The organism is Tessaracoccus massiliensis, from assembly GCF_000826065.2.
Lineage (GTDB): Bacteria > Actinomycetota > Actinomycetes > Propionibacteriales > Propionibacteriaceae > Arachnia > Arachnia massiliensis_A.
In genome coordinates this window covers 26634-46719 of sequence record NZ_LN623543.1, presented here as the reverse complement: position 1 = coordinate 46719, position 20086 = coordinate 26634, and the positions used below count along the sequence as shown (strand labels likewise).

Sequence of the window (20086 nt, the reverse complement as noted above, 5' to 3'; positions counted from 1 at the left end):
CACATTACCAAGCGGCGACAAGCCGTCGCGCGGCGCTTGCCCCATGCGGAACAATGGCCTGTAACGGTGCACAGGAGGAAATTGATGTCCAACCCGTCGTTCGGTCCCTTCGACTTCGAACAGTTGCGCAAGATGCTCGAACAACTCGGGCTGGGAGACGCCGAGAACCTCAACTTCGAGGACCTCGTCGCGCAGGTCCAGAAGATGCAGTCGGCCGGGGGTGGGTTCATGTTCGGCATGACCCCGGCGGATCGCGACCCGGACGCTGCATGGCGCACCACTCTGACCGCCGCGAAGCACCAAGCTGCCGAGGCCGGCGGAGACCCCGCGCTCCGCCCTGAGGAACGTGCAGCCATCGTCGACGCTGAAAGGTTGGCACAAACCTGGCTCACACCCGCCACCACGTTCTCAGAGACCGGCCGTCCCGCTCGTGCGATCACCAGGGGCACGTGGCTGGACGAGACCGGCGATGGCTGGCGGTCCGTCATCGAACCGATCATCGACGGCCTGGCTGATGCACTCCAGCGCGGCAGCGTCGCCGAACAGGGCGACGAGTTGCAGCCGTTGGCCCAGATGATGGGGCCCATGATGAAGCAGTCGGCCTCGTTGATCTATCGTGACCGGCTCAAGCGCGAGCTCTCCCGGGTCGCGGGCGACATCCTGACCGGGACCGAGCTCGGGTTCAACCTGCTCGGCTCCTCCGACGTCGTGATGGTGCCCGCGAACGTGGCCCAGTTCACCCGGGATCTGGATGCCAGCGACACCGACGTGACCTTGTATCTTCTGCTCCGCGAGGCCGCCCGCCAACGGCTGTTCCACGCCGTCGGATGGCTCTCGCCCCAGTTGAGCGCGCTCCTGGCGCACTTCGCGCGAGAGATCACCATCGATTTCGACGCGATCGCTGAGTCACTACGCCCGGACAACCTGGAGCAGCTCACCATGGAGGACATGGTGGCCGTGGGCGAGCAGGTCCGCGGTTCCTTCTTCCAGCCCGCCAGCACCCAGACCCAGATGGAGATTCTGGAGCGGCTGGAGGTGCTCCTGGCTCTGGTCGAGGGGTGGGTCGACCACGTGGCGGGTAGGGCCAGCGCCGCCTGGATGCCGAACGCCCCCCAGTTGGAGGAGGTCCTCCACCGTCGCCGCGCCTCTGCCACGCCGGTGACCGGGGTGTTCAAGGAACTGCTCGGGCTGGATCTCAGCCCGCGGCTCGTGCGCGACGCTAAGAACCTCTGGGCCGCAGTGGAGCATGAGCGGGGCCTCGAAGGACGCGACGCGGTCTGGGGCCACCCGGATCTGCTTCCCACCAAGGCGCACCTGGAGGATCCGCTGTCCTTCACCCGGAGCCACGATGACGCTGACCCGCAGGAGGATGAGATGGACGCCGAGTTGCGCAAACTGCTCGGCGACGAGGGCTGAGCAACTGCTTGACGCGGACGCTGTTGCACGGTTAACTCAGTCCCGAGAGTCCCGGATGTCGATTCGCAGGGGAAGGCGGATCAGGCAGCCGGGACTCCGCTTTTCTGGGCATTGTCAGCGCTCCCCTGCGGCTACCGCCCGTCTCGCGCCACAGGGTGTTGTCCCAGCGACTGGAAGTGTTGTCCGTTTGCGGTGAGGTGTTGTCCGTCGGCGACCGATTCCGGCGCGTGATCACCTCTGGCGATCACAGTGTGACCATGATGTCGGCCACTCCCATCCTGATGATCCTCGGCGCCCCCACCCGCACCGCCCCCATTGCAGCGGGCATCCAGCGGGCAGGCCTCGTCGCCAAGACGACCACGCCACGCGCCGCGCTGCAGTCCCCTGGCAGCACGTCCGGGGCGGCGCTGGCCATCCTGGCCTGGCCACCGGGAGCCAACCCCATCCTCGAATCTGAGATCTACGGCGCGGAAACCGGCGCCCTGCATGTGTGGTGGCACTCCAAGGGCGCCTCCGTGGGCCCCTTCGTGAGCCCGGGCTTCGGGCCTTGCCCGGGATGCCTCGCCTCGGCAGACCGGCGGCCTCCCCACCGCGGCGGCGCGCTGCACCTCACGGCCTGGGCAGCCAGTTGGGCGGCGCTCCAGGCATTGGCCGTGGTGCAACAGGGCACCACGGATCTCATGGGCTCCAGTTGGACGTGGCACGTCGACGATCCGGGCCTCAGCCTGTTGACCTGGCCATGGCGCAGCGGCTGCAGGACGCGCGGCTGCCGCGACGATGGGCTCAGTTCGCCTGATGGGCCCTGATCACCTCCAGCGCGCCGTCGCCGTACCTGGTCAGCTTCGACTGGCCGATCCCCGGCAGCTTCAACAGTTCGCTCGGCGTGGTGGGCACGGCCTCGGCGATGGCCTGCAGCGTGGCATCAGTGAACACCACGAAGGCAGGCATCTTCGTCTCCTCGGCCACCCGCTTTCGCCAGTCCCGCAGCGCCTCGAACAGTTCCTCGTCGTAGGCCACCTCGCAGTCCTCGTGCCTGCTCAGCTTGCGCTCTGCTGCGCTGTGCAGCGGGTTGCCACAGACCCGGCAGGTACGTGAACGCACCGAGGTGGTCTGCCGGGGTTTGCCCACCGTGATGGGGCCTGACACCTGATCCGCGATGAACCGGGAACGGGTGGCCTTGCCGCGTGAGGCCGCCCAACTGACGCGCAGCGCCCGCCGTGCGCGGGTGAACCCCACGTAGAGAAGCCGGCGCTCCTCCGAGAGCGCCGGTTCCTCCTGCGCCAACACGAAGGGGATCATGCCCTCCCTGACACCGACGATGGCCACGTCATCCCATTCGAGGCCCTTGGCGGCGTGCAACGTGGAGAGGGTGACGGCCTCCGCGACGGGCGCCGCCTGCCAGGTGGCGCGCTCCTGCAGCCACGTCATGGCCTCATGCGCGGTCCACTCTTCACGCTTCTCGGCCTCCTCGGCGAGCATGGTGCGCAGCGCCGCGAGGGACTCCCACCGCTCCCGCTGCCTGCCCTGCCCCGAGGGCGCCTCCGGCTTCCAGCCGAGACCGGTGAGCACGGCACCGAGCACATCGGTGGGCGGGGCGCTGTCGTCGCGCTGGGTGAACCTCCCGAACTCCACGATGGCCTGGCGGACCTCGGCCCTGTCGTAGAACCGCTCCGTGCCCCGCACCGTGTACGGGATGCCACGCTCGGTGAGCGCAGCCTCCAAGGACGGCGACTGTGCATTGATGCGGTAGAGGACAGCCAGCTCGGACCATCTGGTGCCCGCTGCGTGCTGCGCTCGCAACCACTCGGCCACGTCCGCGGATTCGGCCGTCTCATCAGGCGCACCGTGGAATGAAGGGGCAGGCCCGGCAGGTTGGGTCGCCTGCAGCGCCCCGGGTGCGCCGCTGCGGACCCGCAGGATCTTGTTTGCGGCAGCGATCACCTCCGGCGAGGAGCGGTAGTTGCGCATCAACCGGACCGTGCGTGCATCGTCGTACTCATCGGCGAACCGTAGGAGGTAGCCGGCGTCCGCGCCCGCAAAAGAGTGGATGGCCTGGTTGGGGTCCCCCACCACGCACACATCCGGACGGCCGTCGACCCACAACTTGATGAGCCGGTGCTGAAGCGCGGAGACGTCCTGGTACTCATCCACCACGAAATGCCGGTAGGCGCCCCGGATCGTGGCGGCCATCTCCTCGTGTTCGCTGAGCAGCACGGCATTGCACAGCAGGATGTCGTTGAAATCGACCGTCCCCTCGGTGAGCTTGGCCTTCTCGTAGAGCGTCATCACGTTGGCCACCTGGGCAGCGCTCGCCCCGTTCACCGAGCGCCCCTCCGCCATCTCCACGTACTGCGCGGGCGTGACGTTGCTCGTCTTGGCCCAGGAGATCTCCGCGTCGAGATCACGCACAAGGGCGGTGTCTGAGCTGCCCAGCACCTGGTGCGTGGCGCGCGCGACCAGCCCGAAGGTGTTCTCCGCCACGGCTGGAAAGGCGACCCCGTAGGCCTTGGGCCAGAAGAACTGGCATTGGCGCAGCGCAGCGGAGTGGATGGTGCGCGCCTGCGCGCCACGTACCCCGAGCCCAGCCAACCGGGCGCGCATCTCACCGGCCGCCCGCGTGGTGAAGGTGACGGCGAGGGTGGCCGTGGGCGAGTATCTCCCCTCGCTGACGGCGTGCGCGATGCGATGGGTGATCGCGCGCGTCTTGCCCGTCCCCGCCCCTGCGAGCACCACGACGGGGGCGTCCAGCAGCGTGGCGACGTTGCGCTGCTCGGGGTCAAGGGCATCGAGGATGTGGTTGCTCACGGCCCCATTCATACCGCCCCGCACGGACAAAACAGAATTGTCGGTGACCACCAGTAGGGTGGCTGCCATGACCGTGAGACTGGTGAGAGGGGCCCGATGGGCCGCCCTGATCGACCATCTCGCGGAGCTTCTCACCGGTGCCGCCACAGATCCGTTCCGCAGGCTGCGGGTAGTGGTCTCGACGCGCGCCACCGGCCGCGTCGTCGGGCAGGAGGTGGCAGCCCGGTTGGGGATCTCGGCCGGCATCGAGTACCTGTCCCCCACCGATCTGATGCGCCACATCGCGGAGCGGGCCGGCGTCGGAAGAGATCGCTCTCGCTGGCGGGGCACCCCACTGGACATCGCCGTCGCGGACGCCCTGACGTCGGTGTCCCACCCCCTGGTGAGGCGCGCACTGGCCGCGGATGACGCACGCCCCGGCCGTCGTCGGGCCACGGCCATGCGTGTCGCCAGGTTGTTGCGCAGCTACCTGGACCAGGCGCCCGAGCTCCTTGCCCAGTGGCTCGAGGGCTCAGACGCGGGCCTGGATGCGAAGCCTCTCCCGGACGAGCTCGCCTGGCAGCCAGAGCTGTTCCGCCGCGTCGCCTCCGCCCTTGAACTCGATCCGCTCGCCATCCTCGACGACATGCTCGACGCGGCGGCTCAGGACACCATGCCCACCTTCGTGCTGGCCGTGGATCACCTGACCGCTCCCCAGGCCTCCATCATCCAGGCGCTGGCAGAGGGCCACGGTCTGACCATTCTGCAGCCGTCCGGGTCACCGGGCGAGGCCTGGGCCCAGGCACTGGCCTCAGAGTCGCTGGACCTGCCGGGGGAGGCGGCGCCCGCGCCTGCGGTGTCCCTGCACGATTCGCACGGAGAAGCCAGGCAGGTGGAGGTACTGCGCGATGAGCTAACCCGCGCCTTCGCCGAGGATGACACGCTCCAGCCCCGGGACGTCGTGATCGTGTGCCCCCAGGCCGAGCGCTACGCGGGCCTCCTGGAGGCCGCGTTCGCCCCCGCAGATGACGAGGCTCACCCGGGCCGCACGCTGCGGCTGCAACCGCCCGGCGCCTTCGAGACCAATCCCGTCCTCCACCTCCTCGTGCGCCTCATCCGGCTGGGGTCGTCCCGCGCCACCGCGAGCGACACCGTCGAGCTTCTGCTGAGCCCGCCCATCGCGCACCGCTGGAACCTCACGGACCGCCGGGCGGTGGTGGAGCTGGTCTCCGGGGCGGGCATCAGGTGGGGACTGGATGCCGGCCACCGTGCCGCCTTCAACCTGGCAGGAGTGGATCAGAACACCTGGACGCGCGGCATCGACAGGCTGCTCATCGGCTTGGCCGTCGCCCCCGGCACCGACGCCGGGTTGGGGCTCTCAGGCACGGAGGCGGTCACCGCCTCGGATCTCACGCTCGTGGGGTCCCTGTGCGAGGTCCTCGCCCGGCTGCGCCGCGTGGTTGCCACCACCCAGGCGCCCACCACAGTGTCGGGCTGGGTCCAACGTGCCCGGCGGGCGATGGAGGCGCTGATCGCACTCCCCCACGCGGACCAGTGGCAGGAGCTCCACGCCCTCGCGGTGTTGGCCCGCTTCGAGGCGGACCACCAGGGGCACCCCACCAACCTCACCCCGCACGAGTTCGCGCTTCTACTGGAGGAGGCCGCATCCCCGCCCCGGGCGCGCGTCGCCGCCGGCAACGGCACGATGCAGCTGATCCCACTGGGTGAGCTGCAGCACGTGGAGTTCAAGCTCGTCGCCATGCTGGGCGTCACCGATGACGTGGTGCCGGGCCGCGCAGGTCACCTCCCTGATTCGGTAGACCTTGGCAGCAGGGCCCCAGACCTGCCCGGGCGTCGCCTCCAGCAACTGCTCACCCATGCCCGCTGCGCGGACAAGCTTGTGATCGTGCGGCAGGCACGCTCACAGCGAACCAATGACCGCGCGTCCGTGCCGGTGGCCGTGAGTTGGCTCCTCGAGCAACTCGGCGTCGCGGAGCAGCCCATCGGGCATCCGCCGACGGCAACCTCGCCCGGCAACTTCGGAGCTCATCCCAGCTTCGACGCCCCTGCCTTTGCGGGCGCGCAGGCACGCCGCTCCTCATCCCTGTCCGGAGCCCCCCTCGCGGCCAGACGCAGAAGAGAGGCCACCGCCCGGCCACTGGGCCCTGCCCCGACGCAGGTCACGCTCACCCAGCTGGAACGGTTTCTGACGGATCCGGCCAAGACATTCCTGCGCGCTGCGGGAGGCATCGCCCTGTACGACGAGCCGCAGGTCACCGATGAACTGCCCCTTGAGGTGGGTGGCCTGGAGAACTGGCGCCTCGTCAACGCGCTGGTTGATTCCTGGAAGACCGGCACCAGCCTGGAGTCCGTGGAGGACTACTTCCGTCAGCGTGAGGACCTGCCGCCACAAGCCATCGGCGACGCGGCCTTCCGTGCGGCCAAGCACGAGGCCACCCAACTCTGGAAGAGCGCATGGGGGGAATGGTCCGGCGCAGTCGATACCCAGGTCATCGAGCTCACGGTCAGCCTGGACGCAGCGCAGCATGTCCGGCTGGTCGATGAGGTGCGCACCCGGTCTGGGCTCGCGCTGGCCGCCAACCCCAGCCGGAACAGAACCGGAATCCTGCGGCCCTGGCTCGAGAGCCTGGCCCTGGGGGCCCAGGGCATGCAGGTGCCCGCCAAGCTCCACCACTTCGTGAAGAACCGCAACACCAATTTCGCGATCGGGACTGAGCAGTGGGAGGTGGCGCCACTGCCCCAAGCCGAGGCTCTCGAGCACCTGACCACGATCATCGCGGCCTACGCTCAGGCGCAGCACCGTCTGCTGCCCGTGCCTGCAGCTCCCGCCCTCACCTACGCCCTAGAGCATGCGGCGGACAGATTCACCCCGGCCCAGTGGACCGGGCCGATCGGGGACTTCCGTGGCAGGTGGAGCGGGGCAGGCCCGGCATGGCGGCTCTTCTACTCCGCTGATGTAGGCGAACTCTTTGAGGATCCGCCGCGCCCCGCTGACCCTGCCAATGGCCAGCCGAGCGCCTTTCAGGCGTGGGCCTGGGAACTCTACCGTCCGCTGGCCGGAGGTGCCTCGTGACCATCTTCGACCTGACAGCCCCGCTGCCCACAGACACCGTCCTGCTGGAGGCCAGCGCCGGCACCGGCAAGACCTACACCATCGCGGCGCTCACCGCCCGCTATCTGGCCGAGCAGGGGCTGGACGTATCGCACCTGCTGCTCATCACCTTCGGCAACCACGCCGCCGGCGAAATGCGCACCAGGGTGTTCACCAGGCTGCAGGCCATCATCGATGAGATGGACCGCATCGCGCAGGGCCTCCCCATACCTGAGGGACGGGTGGAAGACCCCGTCGCCAGGCTCCTCGCCGAAGGGGACGCCCCCCTCCACCGCGCCAGGCTAGCCGAGGCGGTGGCCCGGTTCAGCGAGGCCACCATCCTCACCACGCACGCCTTCTGCCAAGCCATGTTGTACGAGCTGGGCATTCTCGGAGACTGGGATCCGGCTGAGACGGTGGGTTCAGATCCCATCGAGTTGGCCAGGGAGTGCGCCACCGACGTCTATCTGAGGCTCTTCCGTACGGCGGAGACCCCGGACATCACGCCGCGTGATGCGCTGCGCATCGGCGAAGCCGCCTGCACCACATCCCTGCCGCTGCTCCCGCAGGAGGGCCCCCACGCAGACTATGCCTCCGCCGTGCGCGAACTGTACGCGCACCGCAAGGCGGTGCAGGGCGTGTGCACCTTCGACGACGTGACCACCCGGCTGCGCGAACTACTCACCGACGCCACCACGGGCGAAGCAGTCGCACAGGAGTTGCGGCGCAGATTCAGTGTGGTGCTCGTCGACGAGTTCCAGGACACGGATCCCGACCAGTGGGCCATCCTCCGTGCCGCCTTCGTCGGTCGGGCCCGCCCCACGATCCTTATCGGCGACCCCAAGCAGTCCATCTACGGGTTCCGTGGTGCGGATCTGGGCAGCTACCTCGCCGCCAGGAAGCACGCACAGACCGCGAGCCTGGGCACCAACTTCCGCACCGACAAGCCGCTCGTCGACGGCGTGGTGGAGCTCTTCGGGCAGACCGCGCTGGGCGAGGAGACGGTCACCGTCACCCCGGTGTCCTCACATCACGGACCCCGCACGGGGCTGCCCGCTGCCTCCCGGCTCTGGCTGCGCACCGCCATTTCGGATCAGTTGGGCGATGTCTCCCCGGACACAGCCGTTGAGCACGACCTCATCCGACAGGTGCGCCAGATTCTGGCCTGCCCCTCCGACAAGCCCGGCGAGACCTTCTCGCCGTCGGACATCGCGGTGCTGGTCCGCACCGCGGCACGGGGCCGCAGCATCCGCACCGCCCTCACGGAGGCGGGTCATCCCGCGGTGCTGACCGGCAGCCAATCCGTCTGGACACAGCCATCCAGCCAGCATTGGGTCTCCGTGCTGCGCGCTATGGCGGATCCCACCCAGACCCACATCCGCCTTGCGGCCATGACACCGCTGATCGGGTCGCCGCTGGCGCAACTGTTCTCCGCTGATCCGATGGAGGCGGCCCGGGTCAGCACCCTCGTGCGCGAACTGTCCCAGCGTTGGCACTCTGGCGGGGTCTCCGCCGTCCTGACGCTGCTGCGCACCCGCACCTCCCTCGACGCCCGGGTGCTGGCAGAGCCGGACGGGGACCGTCAACTGGCAGACATCAAACATCTGGCGGAGCTGTTCGACGCGTCGGGAGAGACCACGCTCGACGGCCTCATTACGCTGGGCGAGGCACGCAACTCCTCAGACGAAGAGGCAGATTCGCTGCGCGTGTCCACCGATCAACCCGCCATCCGCGTGATGACCATGCATGCAGCCAAGGGGCTGGAGTTCCCCATCGTGCTGCTCCCGCAGACCGATGGCGTCAAAGCGCAGCGGTACAAGCCGTTCACCATCGTCGAGGGAGGCAGGCGCCACCTGTACGTCGGTCCCACCCCTGATTGGAGGGACGCCATCACACAGGACCTGAACGCCCAGCATCTCGCAGAGGAATTGCGATTGCTCTACGTCGGGTTCACCCGGGCCGAGCACCTGGCCATCGCCTGGCACATCGCCCCACCGAAGGGCGCCCGCACTGACAGCCCGCTCGGCGCGCTGCTGGCCAAGCGCCCTGCCATCGGCACCGGCCTGGTGCACGAATCCACACTGGACGGCTCAGATCCGGGGCCCCCACCCGCACTCCCCTCTCTCGGGACCGGTCCAACCCTGCGGTTGGCCGGGCTCCACCGTTCCATAGACCACACCTGGCGCCGCACCTCCTACTCCGGCCTCACGCAGGGGCTCCACGAATCGGCGGTGCGGGTGGTCTCAGACGAATCCGTCGAACTCGACGTCGCGCCGCCGGAGCCGGTGGATCCGGCACTCCTCGCGCCCTCGCCCATGTCAGGGCTCCCGGCGGGTGCCGCCTTCGGCACCCTGGTCCACGAGGCGCTGGAGGTTCTCGAATGGGGTCCCCGCACGCTGGAGACCCATGCCGCGCAACTGCTCGCCGAGATGGGCCCCGCCCACAACCTCGACCAGGGGTCGTCGTCACAGCTGGCCGAAGCGCTGGTGCGGATGTGCCGTACGCCGCTGCATCCTCTGGCCGCCGAGGCACTCACTGATGTGCCCACCTCCCACCGCCTGCCGGAGCTTGACTTCGACCTCCCACTGGCGGACCGTCGCGCCCCGGCCACGCTGCGCCAACTGGCCGAGCTCATGGCCGAGCACCTTCCCGCCACAGACCCGCTGGCTGAGTATCCCGAGCGGTTGGCTTCGTCTGAGGCCGCAGAGGCCGTCCTCAACGGCTTCCTCACCGGCTCCATCGACGGCGTGCTCCAGTTGGGGGAACGCTTCGTCGTGGTGGACTACAAGACCAACAGGCTCGCTCCCACCGCACACGACGAGCTGATCCTCGGTCACTACACCCAGCCGGCGATGGCAGAGGCCATGATGCAGGCCCACTATCCCCTGCAGGCGATCCTCTACTGCGCAGCTCTCCACCGTTACCTTGGTCAGCGCCTGCCGGACTATTCGCCTGAACGGCACCTGGGTGGGGTCGGCTATCTGTTCGTGCGAGGAATGGCCGGCCCGGAGACCCCCGTCGTCGACGGTACTGCCTGCGGTGTCTTCGGCTGGTTCCCACCGGCACCTCTGGTGGTGGCGGTCTCGGATCTGCTGGGAGGCACCGATGCGTGAGATTCCGGTAGCGGCCACCGGCCTGCTGCGCTCCTTCTGCGAGGCAGGCTGGCTGGGCCTGATCGACTTCCACCTGGCAAGACGCCTCGGCGGCCTGGGTGGCGAGGCAGATCCCCAGGTGCTGCTCGCGTTCGCGTTGGCCGCCCGGGAGCTGCGCCTGGGCTCGGTCTGCGTGGATCTGGCCACGGCCGCCACCGAGCTACGCCCAGAATCGGATGAGGAGGACAGCACAGCGGAGCTGGCCGTCGAGCCGCCCTGGCCCGAGCCGGAGGCCTGGGTGAAGGCGGTCGCGGCCTCGCCTGCCACGGCTTCCGCAGACAGCGCAGCGGGGCGCCCCTTCAGGCTCGACGGGACGCTGCTCTACCTGGACCGATACTGGCGTCAGGAGCGCAGGCTGTCGCACATCCTGCGCCAGCGGAGCACGCTGCCGGCCCTGTCCGACCTCACAGCGGCCCCGGCGGCACCCCCACGTGAGGATGGCACGGTCCCGGAGGCGGATGAGCATCAGAACGCGGCCGTACTCGCCGCCCTGAACCACCTCACCACCGTCATCACAGGTGGCCCAGGCACCGGCAAGACCACGATCGTGGCACGCATCCTGAACGCGCTGGCGGTGCACCAGCCCCGGGTGGCGCTGGTGGCACCCACCGGCAAGGCCGCGGCCCGGCTACAGCAAGCAGTGCGGGCGGACGTGGGCCAGCTCAACAAGGTCTGGGGCGGCACCATCCACAAGCTTCTGGGGGCACGCCCCCGTTCGGCAGAGCTGGAGCACCACGCCCAGAACCCGGTGCCCTTCGACGTGGTGGTGGTGGACGAGACCTCCATGGTCTCGCTCGAGCTCATGACGGCGCTACTGGAGGCGATCTCACCCGAAACCCGTCTGATCATGCTGGGAGACCCGCACCAGTTGCGCTCCGTCGAGGCCGGGGCCGTCCTGGCAGACATCGAACGCGCCGACGATCTGGTGCAGGGCCCCGGCGGTGCGATCGTCAGGCTCCAGCACAACTACCGCTCCAAGCAGTCCATCAACGACCTCGCTGAGGCCATCCTCACCGGCGATGCCGATGGCGCCAGGCAGATCATCAAGTCTTCGGAGGCGTTGCGGTTCGTCGAGTTCACCGGTGCCTCGGAACCTGCCACGTTGCCGGAGGTACGCCAAGACTGCCTGGACGCGGCAACCCGGGTACAGGCCGCTGCCCTCAAAGGCCTCGGGACCGTGGCCAACCGTGCGCTGGAGCAGCACCGGATCCTCTGCGCGCACCGCGAGGGGCCATTCGGTGTGGGTCAGTGGGCGCGCTCGGTGCGCACCTGGCTGGGCACCCAGTTGCCCCACTATGGCTTCGACACGCGGCCCTACCCCGGCCAGCCCTTGCTGATCCAACGCAACACAGACCTGTTCAGCAACGGCGACACCGCCGTCGTCGTTGCTGATGCGGAGGGAGGGCTCACCGCCGTGGTGGATCTGCCGGGGTGGCCGTTGCAGGTGGCCCCGTCACTCCTCGATGACGCGGCTGATCTGCATGCCATGACCATCCACAAGTCGCAGGGCAGCCAGTTCGCGGCCGTCTCGGTGGTGCTGCCCCCACCCGGGTCTCCGCTGCTCACCAGGGAGTTGCTCTACACGGCGGTGACCCGCGCGCAGGACAGTGTCACGCTCTACGGATCCTGGGACGCGCTGGCCACGGCGGTGGCCACGCCGGCCCGACGCGCCAGCGGTCTGGCCCGCTAGGGCTAGCCTCCCCGCACCGCCGCGATGGCATCGGCGACGATGTCGAGATTCTTGTCGTTGAGTGCCGCCACGCACATCCGCCCCGTGTCCGTGCCGTAGACGCCGTGCCTGTCGCGCAGTTCGATCATCTGCGCCTTCGTCAACCCGGAGTAACTGAACATGCCCAGTTGCTCGGCGATGAAGCCCATGTCCTCGATGCCCTTGGCGTCGAGCCTGTCGACGAGGCCCTGCCGGACCTTCTTGATCCGGTCGCGCATCGCCCCCAGTTCCTGCTCCCAGGTGGCGCGCAGTTCCGGATCGGTCAGCACCGTGGTGACGATGGCGGCACCGTGGGTGGCGGGGTTGGAGTAGTTCGTGCGGATGCAGATCTTGAGCTGCGAGAGCGTGCGCTTGGCCGCATCCTCGTCCCCCGTGACGATCGACAGGGAGCCGATCCGCTCGCCGTAGAGGCTCAGCGACTTGGAGAAGGACGTGGACAGGAAGAATTCGAGGCCTGCGTCGACGAACCGCTGGACCACGGCGCCATCGCGCTCCAACCCGAAACCGAATCCCTGGTATGCCATGTCGAGGAACGGGACGAGCGAGCGTTCACGCAGCACCGCGATGACCTGATCCCACTGGTCCTCGTTGAGGTCATAACCTGTGGGGTTGTGGCAGCAGGCGTGCAGCACCACGATGGTGCCCGGGTCGGCGACCCGGAGATCCGCGAGCATCCCGTCGAAGTTGATCCCCTTGGCCTCCGCGTCGTAGTAGCGGTAGGTGTCGACCCGGAAGCCCGCCCGGGTGAACAACGCACGGTGGTTCTCCCAGCTCGGATCCGACAGCAGCACCGTGGCCGACGAGTTGATCTGCTTGAGGAGATCCGCTCCCACCTTGAGGGCGCCCGTGCCGCCGATGGATTCGACGGTGACCACCCGGTTGTCCTTCAACGCCTCCGAATGCGAACCGAAGACGAGCTCGCGCACCGCGTCGCGGTAGGCGGGCATCCCGTCGATGGCAAGGTAGGACTTCGGCTTGGCGTCCTCCGCGAGCCGCTGCTCCGCGATGCGGACGCACTCGAGCAGCGGCAGCTTGCCGTCCTCGTCGAGGTATACCCCCACCCCCAGATTCACCTTGGCGGGATTGGTATCGGCGTTGAAGGCCTCCGTGAGGCCGAGGATCGGATCTGCGGGGGCAAGCTCGACGGCATCGAACAGCGACATGGGGAGTCCTCACTTTCTCGCATGCCCAGCGTAACGCCGATGGCCGGACCGGCTGGGCCGCATCCAGATCCGTGCACTAGTCTGCTTGCCAATCACCTGGAGGCCAGATGAAGATCCAGTTCGGGCAGTCCAAGCAGTCCACGCTCGGCATCGAGTGGGAGTTGGCCGTCGTCGACTCCACGACGTACGAGCAGGTTCCCGGCGCGCCGTTCCTGCTGGAGAAGGTCGAGGACCCGGTCGACGGCCCCATCCGGGGTGAGTACCTGCAGTCCATGGTGGAGCTCGTCACGGGCGTCCATGCAGACGTGACATCAGCGGTCGCGGAGCTACGCGAGCGGTTGGAGTGGGCGCTGTCAGTGCTCGAGCCCCACGGCCTGACCCTGCTTGGCGCCGGGGCGCACCCCTTCGGCAACCCGGGCGATCAGAAGCCCTACGAGAAGCCGCAGTATCGTCGCGTCACCGAGCGCAACGGCTGGTGGGGCCAGCAGATGGCCATCAACGGGCTCCACATCCACGTGGGCATCGACCAGAAGGCCAAGGCCCTACCCATCGTCTACGGGCTGGCCCGCTTCACCCCGTACTTCATCGCGCTGTCGGCCTCCTCCCCGTTCTGGATGGGTGAGGACACCCGCTTCGCGTCGCAGCGCACCATGATCTTCCAGCAGTTGCCCACCAACGGCCTGCCGTACCACATGTCGGATTGGAAGGAACTGGAGGCGTTCGCCTCCCAGTTGGAGGGGGTGGGGATGATCCAGAACCCCTCGGAGATCCGGTGGGACGTGCGGCCCTCGCAGTGGGGCACGGTGGAGAACCGGATCATGGATTCGGTGCCGACGCTCATGGAGGTGGGGGCGCTCGCCGCGCTGAGCCAGACCCTCGTCGAGCGGATGTCCCGGGTGCTGGCCAAAGGCGAGCAACTCGACCGGCTCCCGTTCTGGTTCATGCGGGAGAACAAGTGGCGGGCCGCCCGCTACGGGCTGGCCGCCGACATCATCAGCGTGCGCAAGGATGACTACATCATCCACGCCCCAGACGGCATCGGGTACTGGCTGGACAAGCTCGGCTACATCGCGGACGAGCTCGGCTGCCAGGAGCAGTTCGAACACGTCCGCGACCTGGTCAGGAAGGGCCCCAGCTACCTGCGCCAGCGTCGCGTCGCCGCTGCCACTGACGGCGACATGTGCGCGGTCACCCGTTCCATCGTCGAGGAGCTGCGCGCCGGTCGCCCGCAGTTCAAGGAGGCACTGTGAAACCGTTCCTGCTGCTCAGCACCCGCCCGGAGGACGATGCCGCCGAAGGCGAACGTGAGGCCGTGGTGCGTCTGGCCGGCCTCACCAACGCCGACCTCGTCCAGTTCCGGGTGGAGGCCGACGACCTGCCCGAGGTCAACCTCGACGAGTACTCAGGGGTGTTCCTCGGTGGCGGCCCGTTCAACGCCAGCGATGCCGAGAAGTCTCCTCTGCAGCACCGGGTCGAGGCGGATCTCAACCGCGTCATCGACGAGGTGGTCGCCCGCGACTTCCCCTTCCTCGGGCTCTGTTACGGCGTGGGTACCCTGACCGACCGCCTGGGTGGGGTGGTGGACCGCAAGTACAGCGAGCCGGTGGGCACGACGCGGGCCACCGTCACATCAGAAGGCTTGAAGGATCCACTGTTCGACGGCGTGCCCACCGAGTTCGAAGCCTTCGTGGGACACAAGGAGGCCTGCCGCCGGCTACCACCGGGCGCGACGCTGCTGGCCACCGGCACGGTCTGCCCCGTCCAGGCCTTTCGCGTGGGCACCCGGATCTACGCCACGCAGTTCCACCCCGAGCTGGACTCGGCGGGGCTGGCCGCGCGCATCCGCATCTACCGCGATGCCGGCTACTTCGCCCCCGATGAGACGGACAGACTCGTCGAGTACGCGCTGGGCACCACGCCCACCCCGGGCGTGCACCGGATCCTGACCAACTTCGTGGCTCTGGCCCGCTGGGCAAACGCCGGGTGAACGAGCGGTGAGAGATCTCTCATCCTGCTTCCATCTGCACCTCAGTTGCGCCCGATTGAGTGATCCTTGTCAGTGACGGCACCCCGCCTGAACGGAAGGAACCACCATGAAGTCAATCCTGAGCGTGGCCGCTTCGGCCGCCCTTGCGATCACCGGCCTGGCGGTCGCACCCCAGATGGCCTCGGCCGACATCAACTGTACCGGCACCCTCTCGGGCAGCCACGACGACACCATCTACGTGCCGTCCGGCCGCAGCTGCACCCTCAACAGCATCAACCTCGACGGCGACGTGAAGCTCGGCTCGGGCTCCTCGGTCACGATCAACGGCGGGTTCATTAGCGGTAACGTGCAGGCCGAGGAGCAGTCCCCCGCCAACGTGATCGTCAAGGGCACCCGCGTCGACGGCGACATCCAGGTCAAGTACGCCACCGGGACGGTGAGTGTCGCCAACGCCACCGTCGACGGCAACATCCAGATCGTCGAGAGCCGCTCCGCCATCGCGCTGGCCGACAACAAGGTCGGCGGCGACATCCAGGTCTTCAAGAACCCGGCCGGCACCAAGACCATCAACCGCAACACCATCGACGGCAACCTGCAGTGCAAGGAGAACAACCCCGCACCCACCGGCGGCGGCAACGTCGTGCGCGGTAGCGCCGAGGACCAGTGCGCAGGCCTGACCGGCACCGGCGGAGGCGGTGGCGGCGGAGGCAGCCAGCCCACCCCGCCCCCGAGCAACGTGGACGTCTACATCACGCCCGGCACCCACAACGTCAACGGCCGCATCTGGCGCACCACGTGCGAGCCCTACTCCACCACCGAGCGTTGCCGCACCGAGATCCAGGCCACCACCGTCAGCTATAACCGCGGCCGCTTCGTGCAGACCAACGGCTGGGTGTTCAACAACCTGACCTACAAGGCCAGCCCCCGCAGCAACTGGAAGGGCAACCCCCTGGCCGCCAACGGCGTCGTCGGAGGCAAGCACACCTGGACCGACGCCGGCCGCACCTGGCGCACCGAGTGCGACTCCTCCACCACGGGCCGCAACGGCTGCCGCACCTGGGCCACCGCCAGCGTGATCGAATACCGCGGCGGCAAGTACCAGTGGGTCACCAAGGAGATCCTCAACAACATGGTCCGCTTCAGCTGACCGACAACAATGAAGAGGCCGCCTGCAGCGCAGGCGGCCTCTTCGTTGTGTACCGGGATGATCAGTCCAGGTAGTCCCGCAGGACCTGGGACCGCGACGGGTGACGCAGCTTCGACATGGTCTTCGACTCGATCTGGCGGATGCGCTCACGCGTTACCCCGTAGACCTTGCCGATCTCGTCGAGGGTCTTCGGCTGCCCGTCCGTCAGACCGAAGCGCATCTGCACGACGCCCGCCTCGCGCTCGCTCAGCGTGTCCAGCACGTCGTTGAGCTGCTCCTGCAGGAGCGTGAAGTTCACGGCGTCCGCGGGCACGATGGCCTCGGAGTCCTCGATGAGGTCACCGAACTCGGAGTCGCCGTCCTCGCCCAGCGGCGTGTGCAGCGAGATGGGCTCGCGCCCGTACTTCTGCACCTCGACGACCTTCTCCGGCGTCATGTCCAGCTCGACGGCCAGTTCCTCCGGGGTTGGTTCGCGGCCGAGATCCTGCAGCATCTGACGCTGGACGCGGGCGAGCTTGTTGATGACCTCCACCATGTGCACGGGGATACGGATGGTGCGGGCCTGGTCAGCCATGGCGCGGGTGATGGCCTGCTTGATCCACCAGGTGGCGTAGGTGGAGAACTTGTAGCCCTTCGTGTAGTCGAACTTCTCCACCGCTCGGATCAGGCCCAGGTTGCCCTCCTGGATGAGGTCCAGGAACAGCATGCCGCGGCCGGTGTACCGCTTGGCCAGGGAGACCACGAGGCGCAGGTTCGCCTCGAGGAGGTGGTTCTTCGCGCGGCGGCCGTCCTCGGCGATCCACTCGAAGTCTTCGATGTCGTCTCGCTTCTTCGGGGGCTTCTCGGAGGTGAGCCGCTCCTCAGCGAACAGTCCGGCCTCGATCCGCTTGGCGAGTTCAACCTCCTCGACGGCGTTGAGCAGCGCGACCTTACCGATCTGTTTGAGGTAGTCCTTGACCGGATCCGCCGTGGCTCCGGCGGAGACCACCTGCTGCTCGGGTTCGTCCCCGTCGTCGGAGTCCGACAGGGCGAACCCCTGTTCCTCCTCGACGAGTTCCTTCTCCTCCTTGGCGGCCTCTGCCACGCTGAAGTTCGACTCGTCGACATCGTCGAGCGTCCGCTTCTTGCCACCGACGGTGAGCACGACGTCGTCCCCGTCGCGCTGGAACTGCACCTCCACCTCTCCGGTGGATGCCTCAGCGATGGTGGGTTCCTTCTTCGCTGCGGGCTTCCTGGCCGCAGGCTTCCGAGCGGCGGGGGTCTTGGCGGCAGGAGCCTTCGCGGCAGGTGTCTTCGCAGCGGGGGTCTTGGCGGCAGGAGCCTTCGCGGCAGGTGTCTTCGCAGCGGGGGTCTTGGCGGCAGGAGCCTTCGCGGCAGGAGCCTTCGCAGCGGGGGTCTTGGCCGCCGCCGTCGTCCCAGCAGCGGCCTTCGTGGCGGCAGCCTTCGTGCCCGCTGGCTTGCGGGTGATGGTGCGCTTCGGCGCCTCCTTCGCAGCAGCGCTCGACGTGCTCCGGCTGGTACGGGTGGTCTTGCCGGTGCCTTCAGCGTTTTCGCTCACTGTGGTCCTCTCGAGGCCTTCAACTGCAATGTGCGCATGCGCCGCCCCGCCTTAGTCAAGGGTGACGCAGCGTCCATTCTTGCATGCGGATCATCCCCCTTCAAACGCCCGCGTCAGGCGCAACCCTGAGTCCTCCACTGCCGGGCTCATCCCTAAGGATGAAATCAGCAGGAATCTCGGCGACCGGGAACCTTCCCGGGATGGCCTTCGTTGATACAAGTGACGACTGGCGAAAGGTCTGGAGAATATGAATCGTACTGCGCGCATGCGAAGCACCGAAGGCATCGAGGGCAAGGACTCCGTGGGGCTTTACCTCGACGCCATTGCAAAGACGCCCCTGCTCTCCGCACTGGAAGAGGTCGAGTTGGCTCGCGCCATTGAGGCCGGGCTGTACGCGCAGAAGATCCTCGACGGCGAAGTGACCACGTCCGTCAAGGCCACCGAAGATGAACTGCGTGAACTGGCCGCTATCGGCGAGCGCACCATCCAGCGCTTCGTGCAGGCCAACCTGCGGCTCGTGGTCTCCGTGGCCCGCCGCTACGGCCGGGCACAGATGCCGCTGCTCGACCTCGTGCAGGAGGGCAACACCGGCCTCATCCGCGCCGTGGAGAAGTTCGACTACGCCAAGGGCTTCAAGTTCTCCACCTACGCGACGTGGTGGGTGCGCCAGGCCATCTCCCGCGGCATCGCCCAGCAGAGCCGCATCGTGCGGCTGCCCGTGCATGTCGCGGAGCAGGTCAATCAGGTCTCGGCCACGCGCCGCAACCTGGAGCGCGAACTCGGCCGCGAGCCCGAGGTCCATGAGATCGCGGCGGAACTCGGCCTCGAGGAGAGCCGCATCGTCGACCTGATCCGCTACTCGCGTGACCACGTCTCGCTGGACGCCCCGGTCGAGGCCGACGGCGACACCGCGCTGGGTGACCTCATCGCCCGCGAAACCGCCCCCGGGCCGGACGAGATGGTGCTCGACGCGGAGGAGCGCGCCCGCCTCGAGGGCATGCTGTCAGACCTCGACGAACGCTCGCAGGACGTGGTGCGCCGTCGCTACGGCCTGCTCGACGGCCGCCAGGCCAAGCTCGCCGACATCGGCACCCACTGGGGCATCACCGCCGAGCGGGTCCGCCAGATCGAGCGCGCCGCCCTCGCGACCATGCGCGAGGCGCAGGGCGTCGCCGCCTAACGCAGCACGCGGATCAGGCCCTCCTGCGCGCAGCTCGCCACCGCCTGGCCACCCTGGAACAGGCGACCGGTGGCGAAGCCCCGCGCGTGGGAGGCCGAAGGCGAGACCATGTCGTAGAGCAGCCACTCGTCGACGCGGACCGGCCGGTGGAACCACATGACGTGGTCGATCGACGCCGCCTGCATCGCGGGCGACAGGAACTCCACCTCGTGCGGCACCGTCGTCACGCTCAACAAGGTGATGTCGCTGAGGTAGGCCAGCACCGCCGCGTGCAGGATGGGATCGTCCGGCATCGGCTGGCGGGTGCGGACCCAGGCCTTCATCGAGCCGCCCGAATCCGTGCGGTCCGGGCGCGCCGCAAGCCGCACGTCGAGCGCATCCCATTCCGCCAGGAGGGTGAAGCTGGCGCCGAAGCGACGCTCAAGCACCTCACGCAGCGACGGGCTGGCCTCAGGCACCGCCACATCGGTGGGCTCGGCGGCCGAATGGTCCAGCCCCTCCTCCGCCTCCTGGAAGGAGGCGGTCATCATGAAGATCTCCCGGTCCCCCTGACGGGTCACGACGCGACGGTTGCTGAACGCACCGCCGTCACGGACCACCTCCACCTCGAAATCCAGGGGTGTGTCGTTGGCTCCGGGACGCAGGAAGTACGCGTTGAGCGAATGGATGTGCCGCTCGGGGGCGACGGTACGTGCCGCTGCCACCAGTGTCTGGCCCAGCACCTGGCCACCGAACAGCCGTTGCAGATAGGTCCGCGGCTGTGGGCCTCGGAAGCTGGTCGGCCCCGTCTCGGTGAGGTCGAACAGGGCGATGAGTTCATTGACATCCTTGGGCACGGGCTCCATCGTGCCACGAACC

At 68.1% G+C, this 20086-nt stretch carries 13 protein-coding genes; 9 read left to right on the top strand and 4 right to left on the bottom strand.

Going from position 1 to position 20086, the window contains the following annotated elements; genetic code table 11:
* The first annotated feature begins 84 nt into the window (after window positions 1-84).
* Together BN1186_RS10675 and BN1186_RS10670 are read left to right on the top strand one after the other, a co-directional pair.
* Window positions 85-1416, top strand: coding sequence for a zinc-dependent metalloprotease (locus BN1186_RS10675; RefSeq protein ID WP_040284101.1), 1332 nt, complete (start codon window positions 85-87; stop codon window positions 1414-1416).
* A 257-nt stretch (window positions 1417-1673) separates the two neighbouring features.
* Window positions 1674-2222: a hypothetical protein gene (locus tag BN1186_RS10670; RefSeq protein WP_139651057.1), complete on the top strand. Its 549-nt coding sequence runs from the start codon at window positions 1674-1676 to the stop codon at window positions 2220-2222.
* Here the strand turns inward: BN1186_RS10670 and BN1186_RS10665 are convergent.
* Window positions 2200-4221 carry an ATP-dependent DNA helicase UvrD2 gene (locus tag BN1186_RS10665; protein WP_246043302.1) on the bottom strand — a complete coding sequence of 674 codons (2022 nt, stop codon included), beginning with the start codon at window positions 4219-4221 and terminating at the stop codon, window positions 2200-2202. The genes BN1186_RS10670 and BN1186_RS10665 overlap by 23 nt on opposite strands.
* Window positions 4222-4288: 67 nt before the next feature.
* Here BN1186_RS10665 and BN1186_RS10660 point away from each other — a divergent pair, with 67 nt between their 5' ends.
* The 3 genes from BN1186_RS10660 to recD are packed head-to-tail and all read left to right on the top strand — an operon-like array spanning window position 4289 to window position 12154.
* The gene (locus tag BN1186_RS10660) at window positions 4289-7294 is read left to right on the top strand and encodes an exodeoxyribonuclease V subunit gamma (protein ID WP_040284099.1); all 3006 of its coding nucleotides are present in this window, start codon (window positions 4289-4291) and stop codon (window positions 7292-7294) included.
* Entirely contained in the window at window positions 7291-10425 is a 3135-nt protein-coding gene (locus BN1186_RS10655) for a UvrD-helicase domain-containing protein (protein WP_040284767.1), read from the top strand. Before BN1186_RS10660 ends, BN1186_RS10655 begins: the two co-directional genes overlap by 4 nt.
* Window positions 10418-12154, top strand: a complete 1737-nt coding sequence (gene recD / locus BN1186_RS10650; RefSeq protein WP_052460061.1) for an exodeoxyribonuclease V subunit alpha — start codon at window positions 10418-10420, stop codon at window positions 12152-12154. Before BN1186_RS10655 ends, recD begins: the two co-directional genes overlap by 8 nt.
* Before the next feature lie 2 nt (window positions 12155-12156).
* Here the strand turns inward: recD and BN1186_RS10645 are convergent, their stop codons facing one another.
* Window positions 12157-13356: an amino acid aminotransferase gene (locus BN1186_RS10645; protein WP_040284098.1), complete on the bottom strand. Its 1200-nt coding sequence runs from the start codon at window positions 13354-13356 to the stop codon at window positions 12157-12159.
* 107 nt (window positions 13357-13463) lie between these two features.
* Between BN1186_RS10645 and BN1186_RS10640 the strand changes: the two genes are divergently transcribed.
* The 3 genes from BN1186_RS10640 to BN1186_RS10630 all read left to right on the top strand — a co-directional run bounded on the left by BN1186_RS10640 (window position 13464) and on the right by BN1186_RS10630 (window position 16490).
* Entirely contained in the window at window positions 13464-14606 is a 1143-nt protein-coding gene (locus BN1186_RS10640; RefSeq protein ID WP_040284097.1) for a carboxylate-amine ligase, read from the top strand.
* Window positions 14603-15343 carry a glutamine amidotransferase gene (locus tag BN1186_RS10635; protein ID WP_040284096.1) on the top strand — a complete coding sequence of 247 codons (741 nt, stop codon included), beginning with the start codon at window positions 14603-14605 and terminating at the stop codon, window positions 15341-15343. The genes BN1186_RS10640 and BN1186_RS10635 overlap by 4 nt, the downstream gene beginning before the upstream one ends.
* A gap of 106 nt (window positions 15344-15449) precedes the next feature.
* Complete coding sequence (locus BN1186_RS10630; protein WP_052460060.1) at window positions 15450-16490, top strand: hypothetical protein; 1041 nt, start codon at window positions 15450-15452, stop codon at window positions 16488-16490.
* Window positions 16491-16551: 61 nt separating this feature from the next.
* Here the strand turns inward: BN1186_RS10630 and BN1186_RS10625 are convergent, their stop codons facing one another.
* Entirely contained in the window at window positions 16552-18078 is a 1527-nt protein-coding gene (locus BN1186_RS10625; protein WP_082031316.1) for an RNA polymerase sigma factor, read from the bottom strand.
* A 217-nt stretch (window positions 18079-18295) separates the two neighbouring features.
* On the opposite strand from BN1186_RS10625, the gene BN1186_RS10620 reads away from it, so the two are divergent.
* Window positions 18296-19228, top strand: a complete 933-nt coding sequence (locus BN1186_RS10620; RefSeq protein WP_040284094.1) for a sigma-70 family RNA polymerase sigma factor — start codon at window positions 18296-18298, stop codon at window positions 19226-19228.
* On the opposite strand, the gene BN1186_RS10615 is transcribed toward BN1186_RS10620, so the two are convergent.
* Entirely contained in the window at window positions 19225-20073 is an 849-nt protein-coding gene (locus BN1186_RS10615) for an acyl-CoA thioesterase (RefSeq protein WP_040284093.1), read from the bottom strand. The two genes, BN1186_RS10620 and BN1186_RS10615, sit on opposite strands and share 4 nt — an antisense overlap.
* Window positions 20074-20086 lie beyond the last annotated feature (13 nt).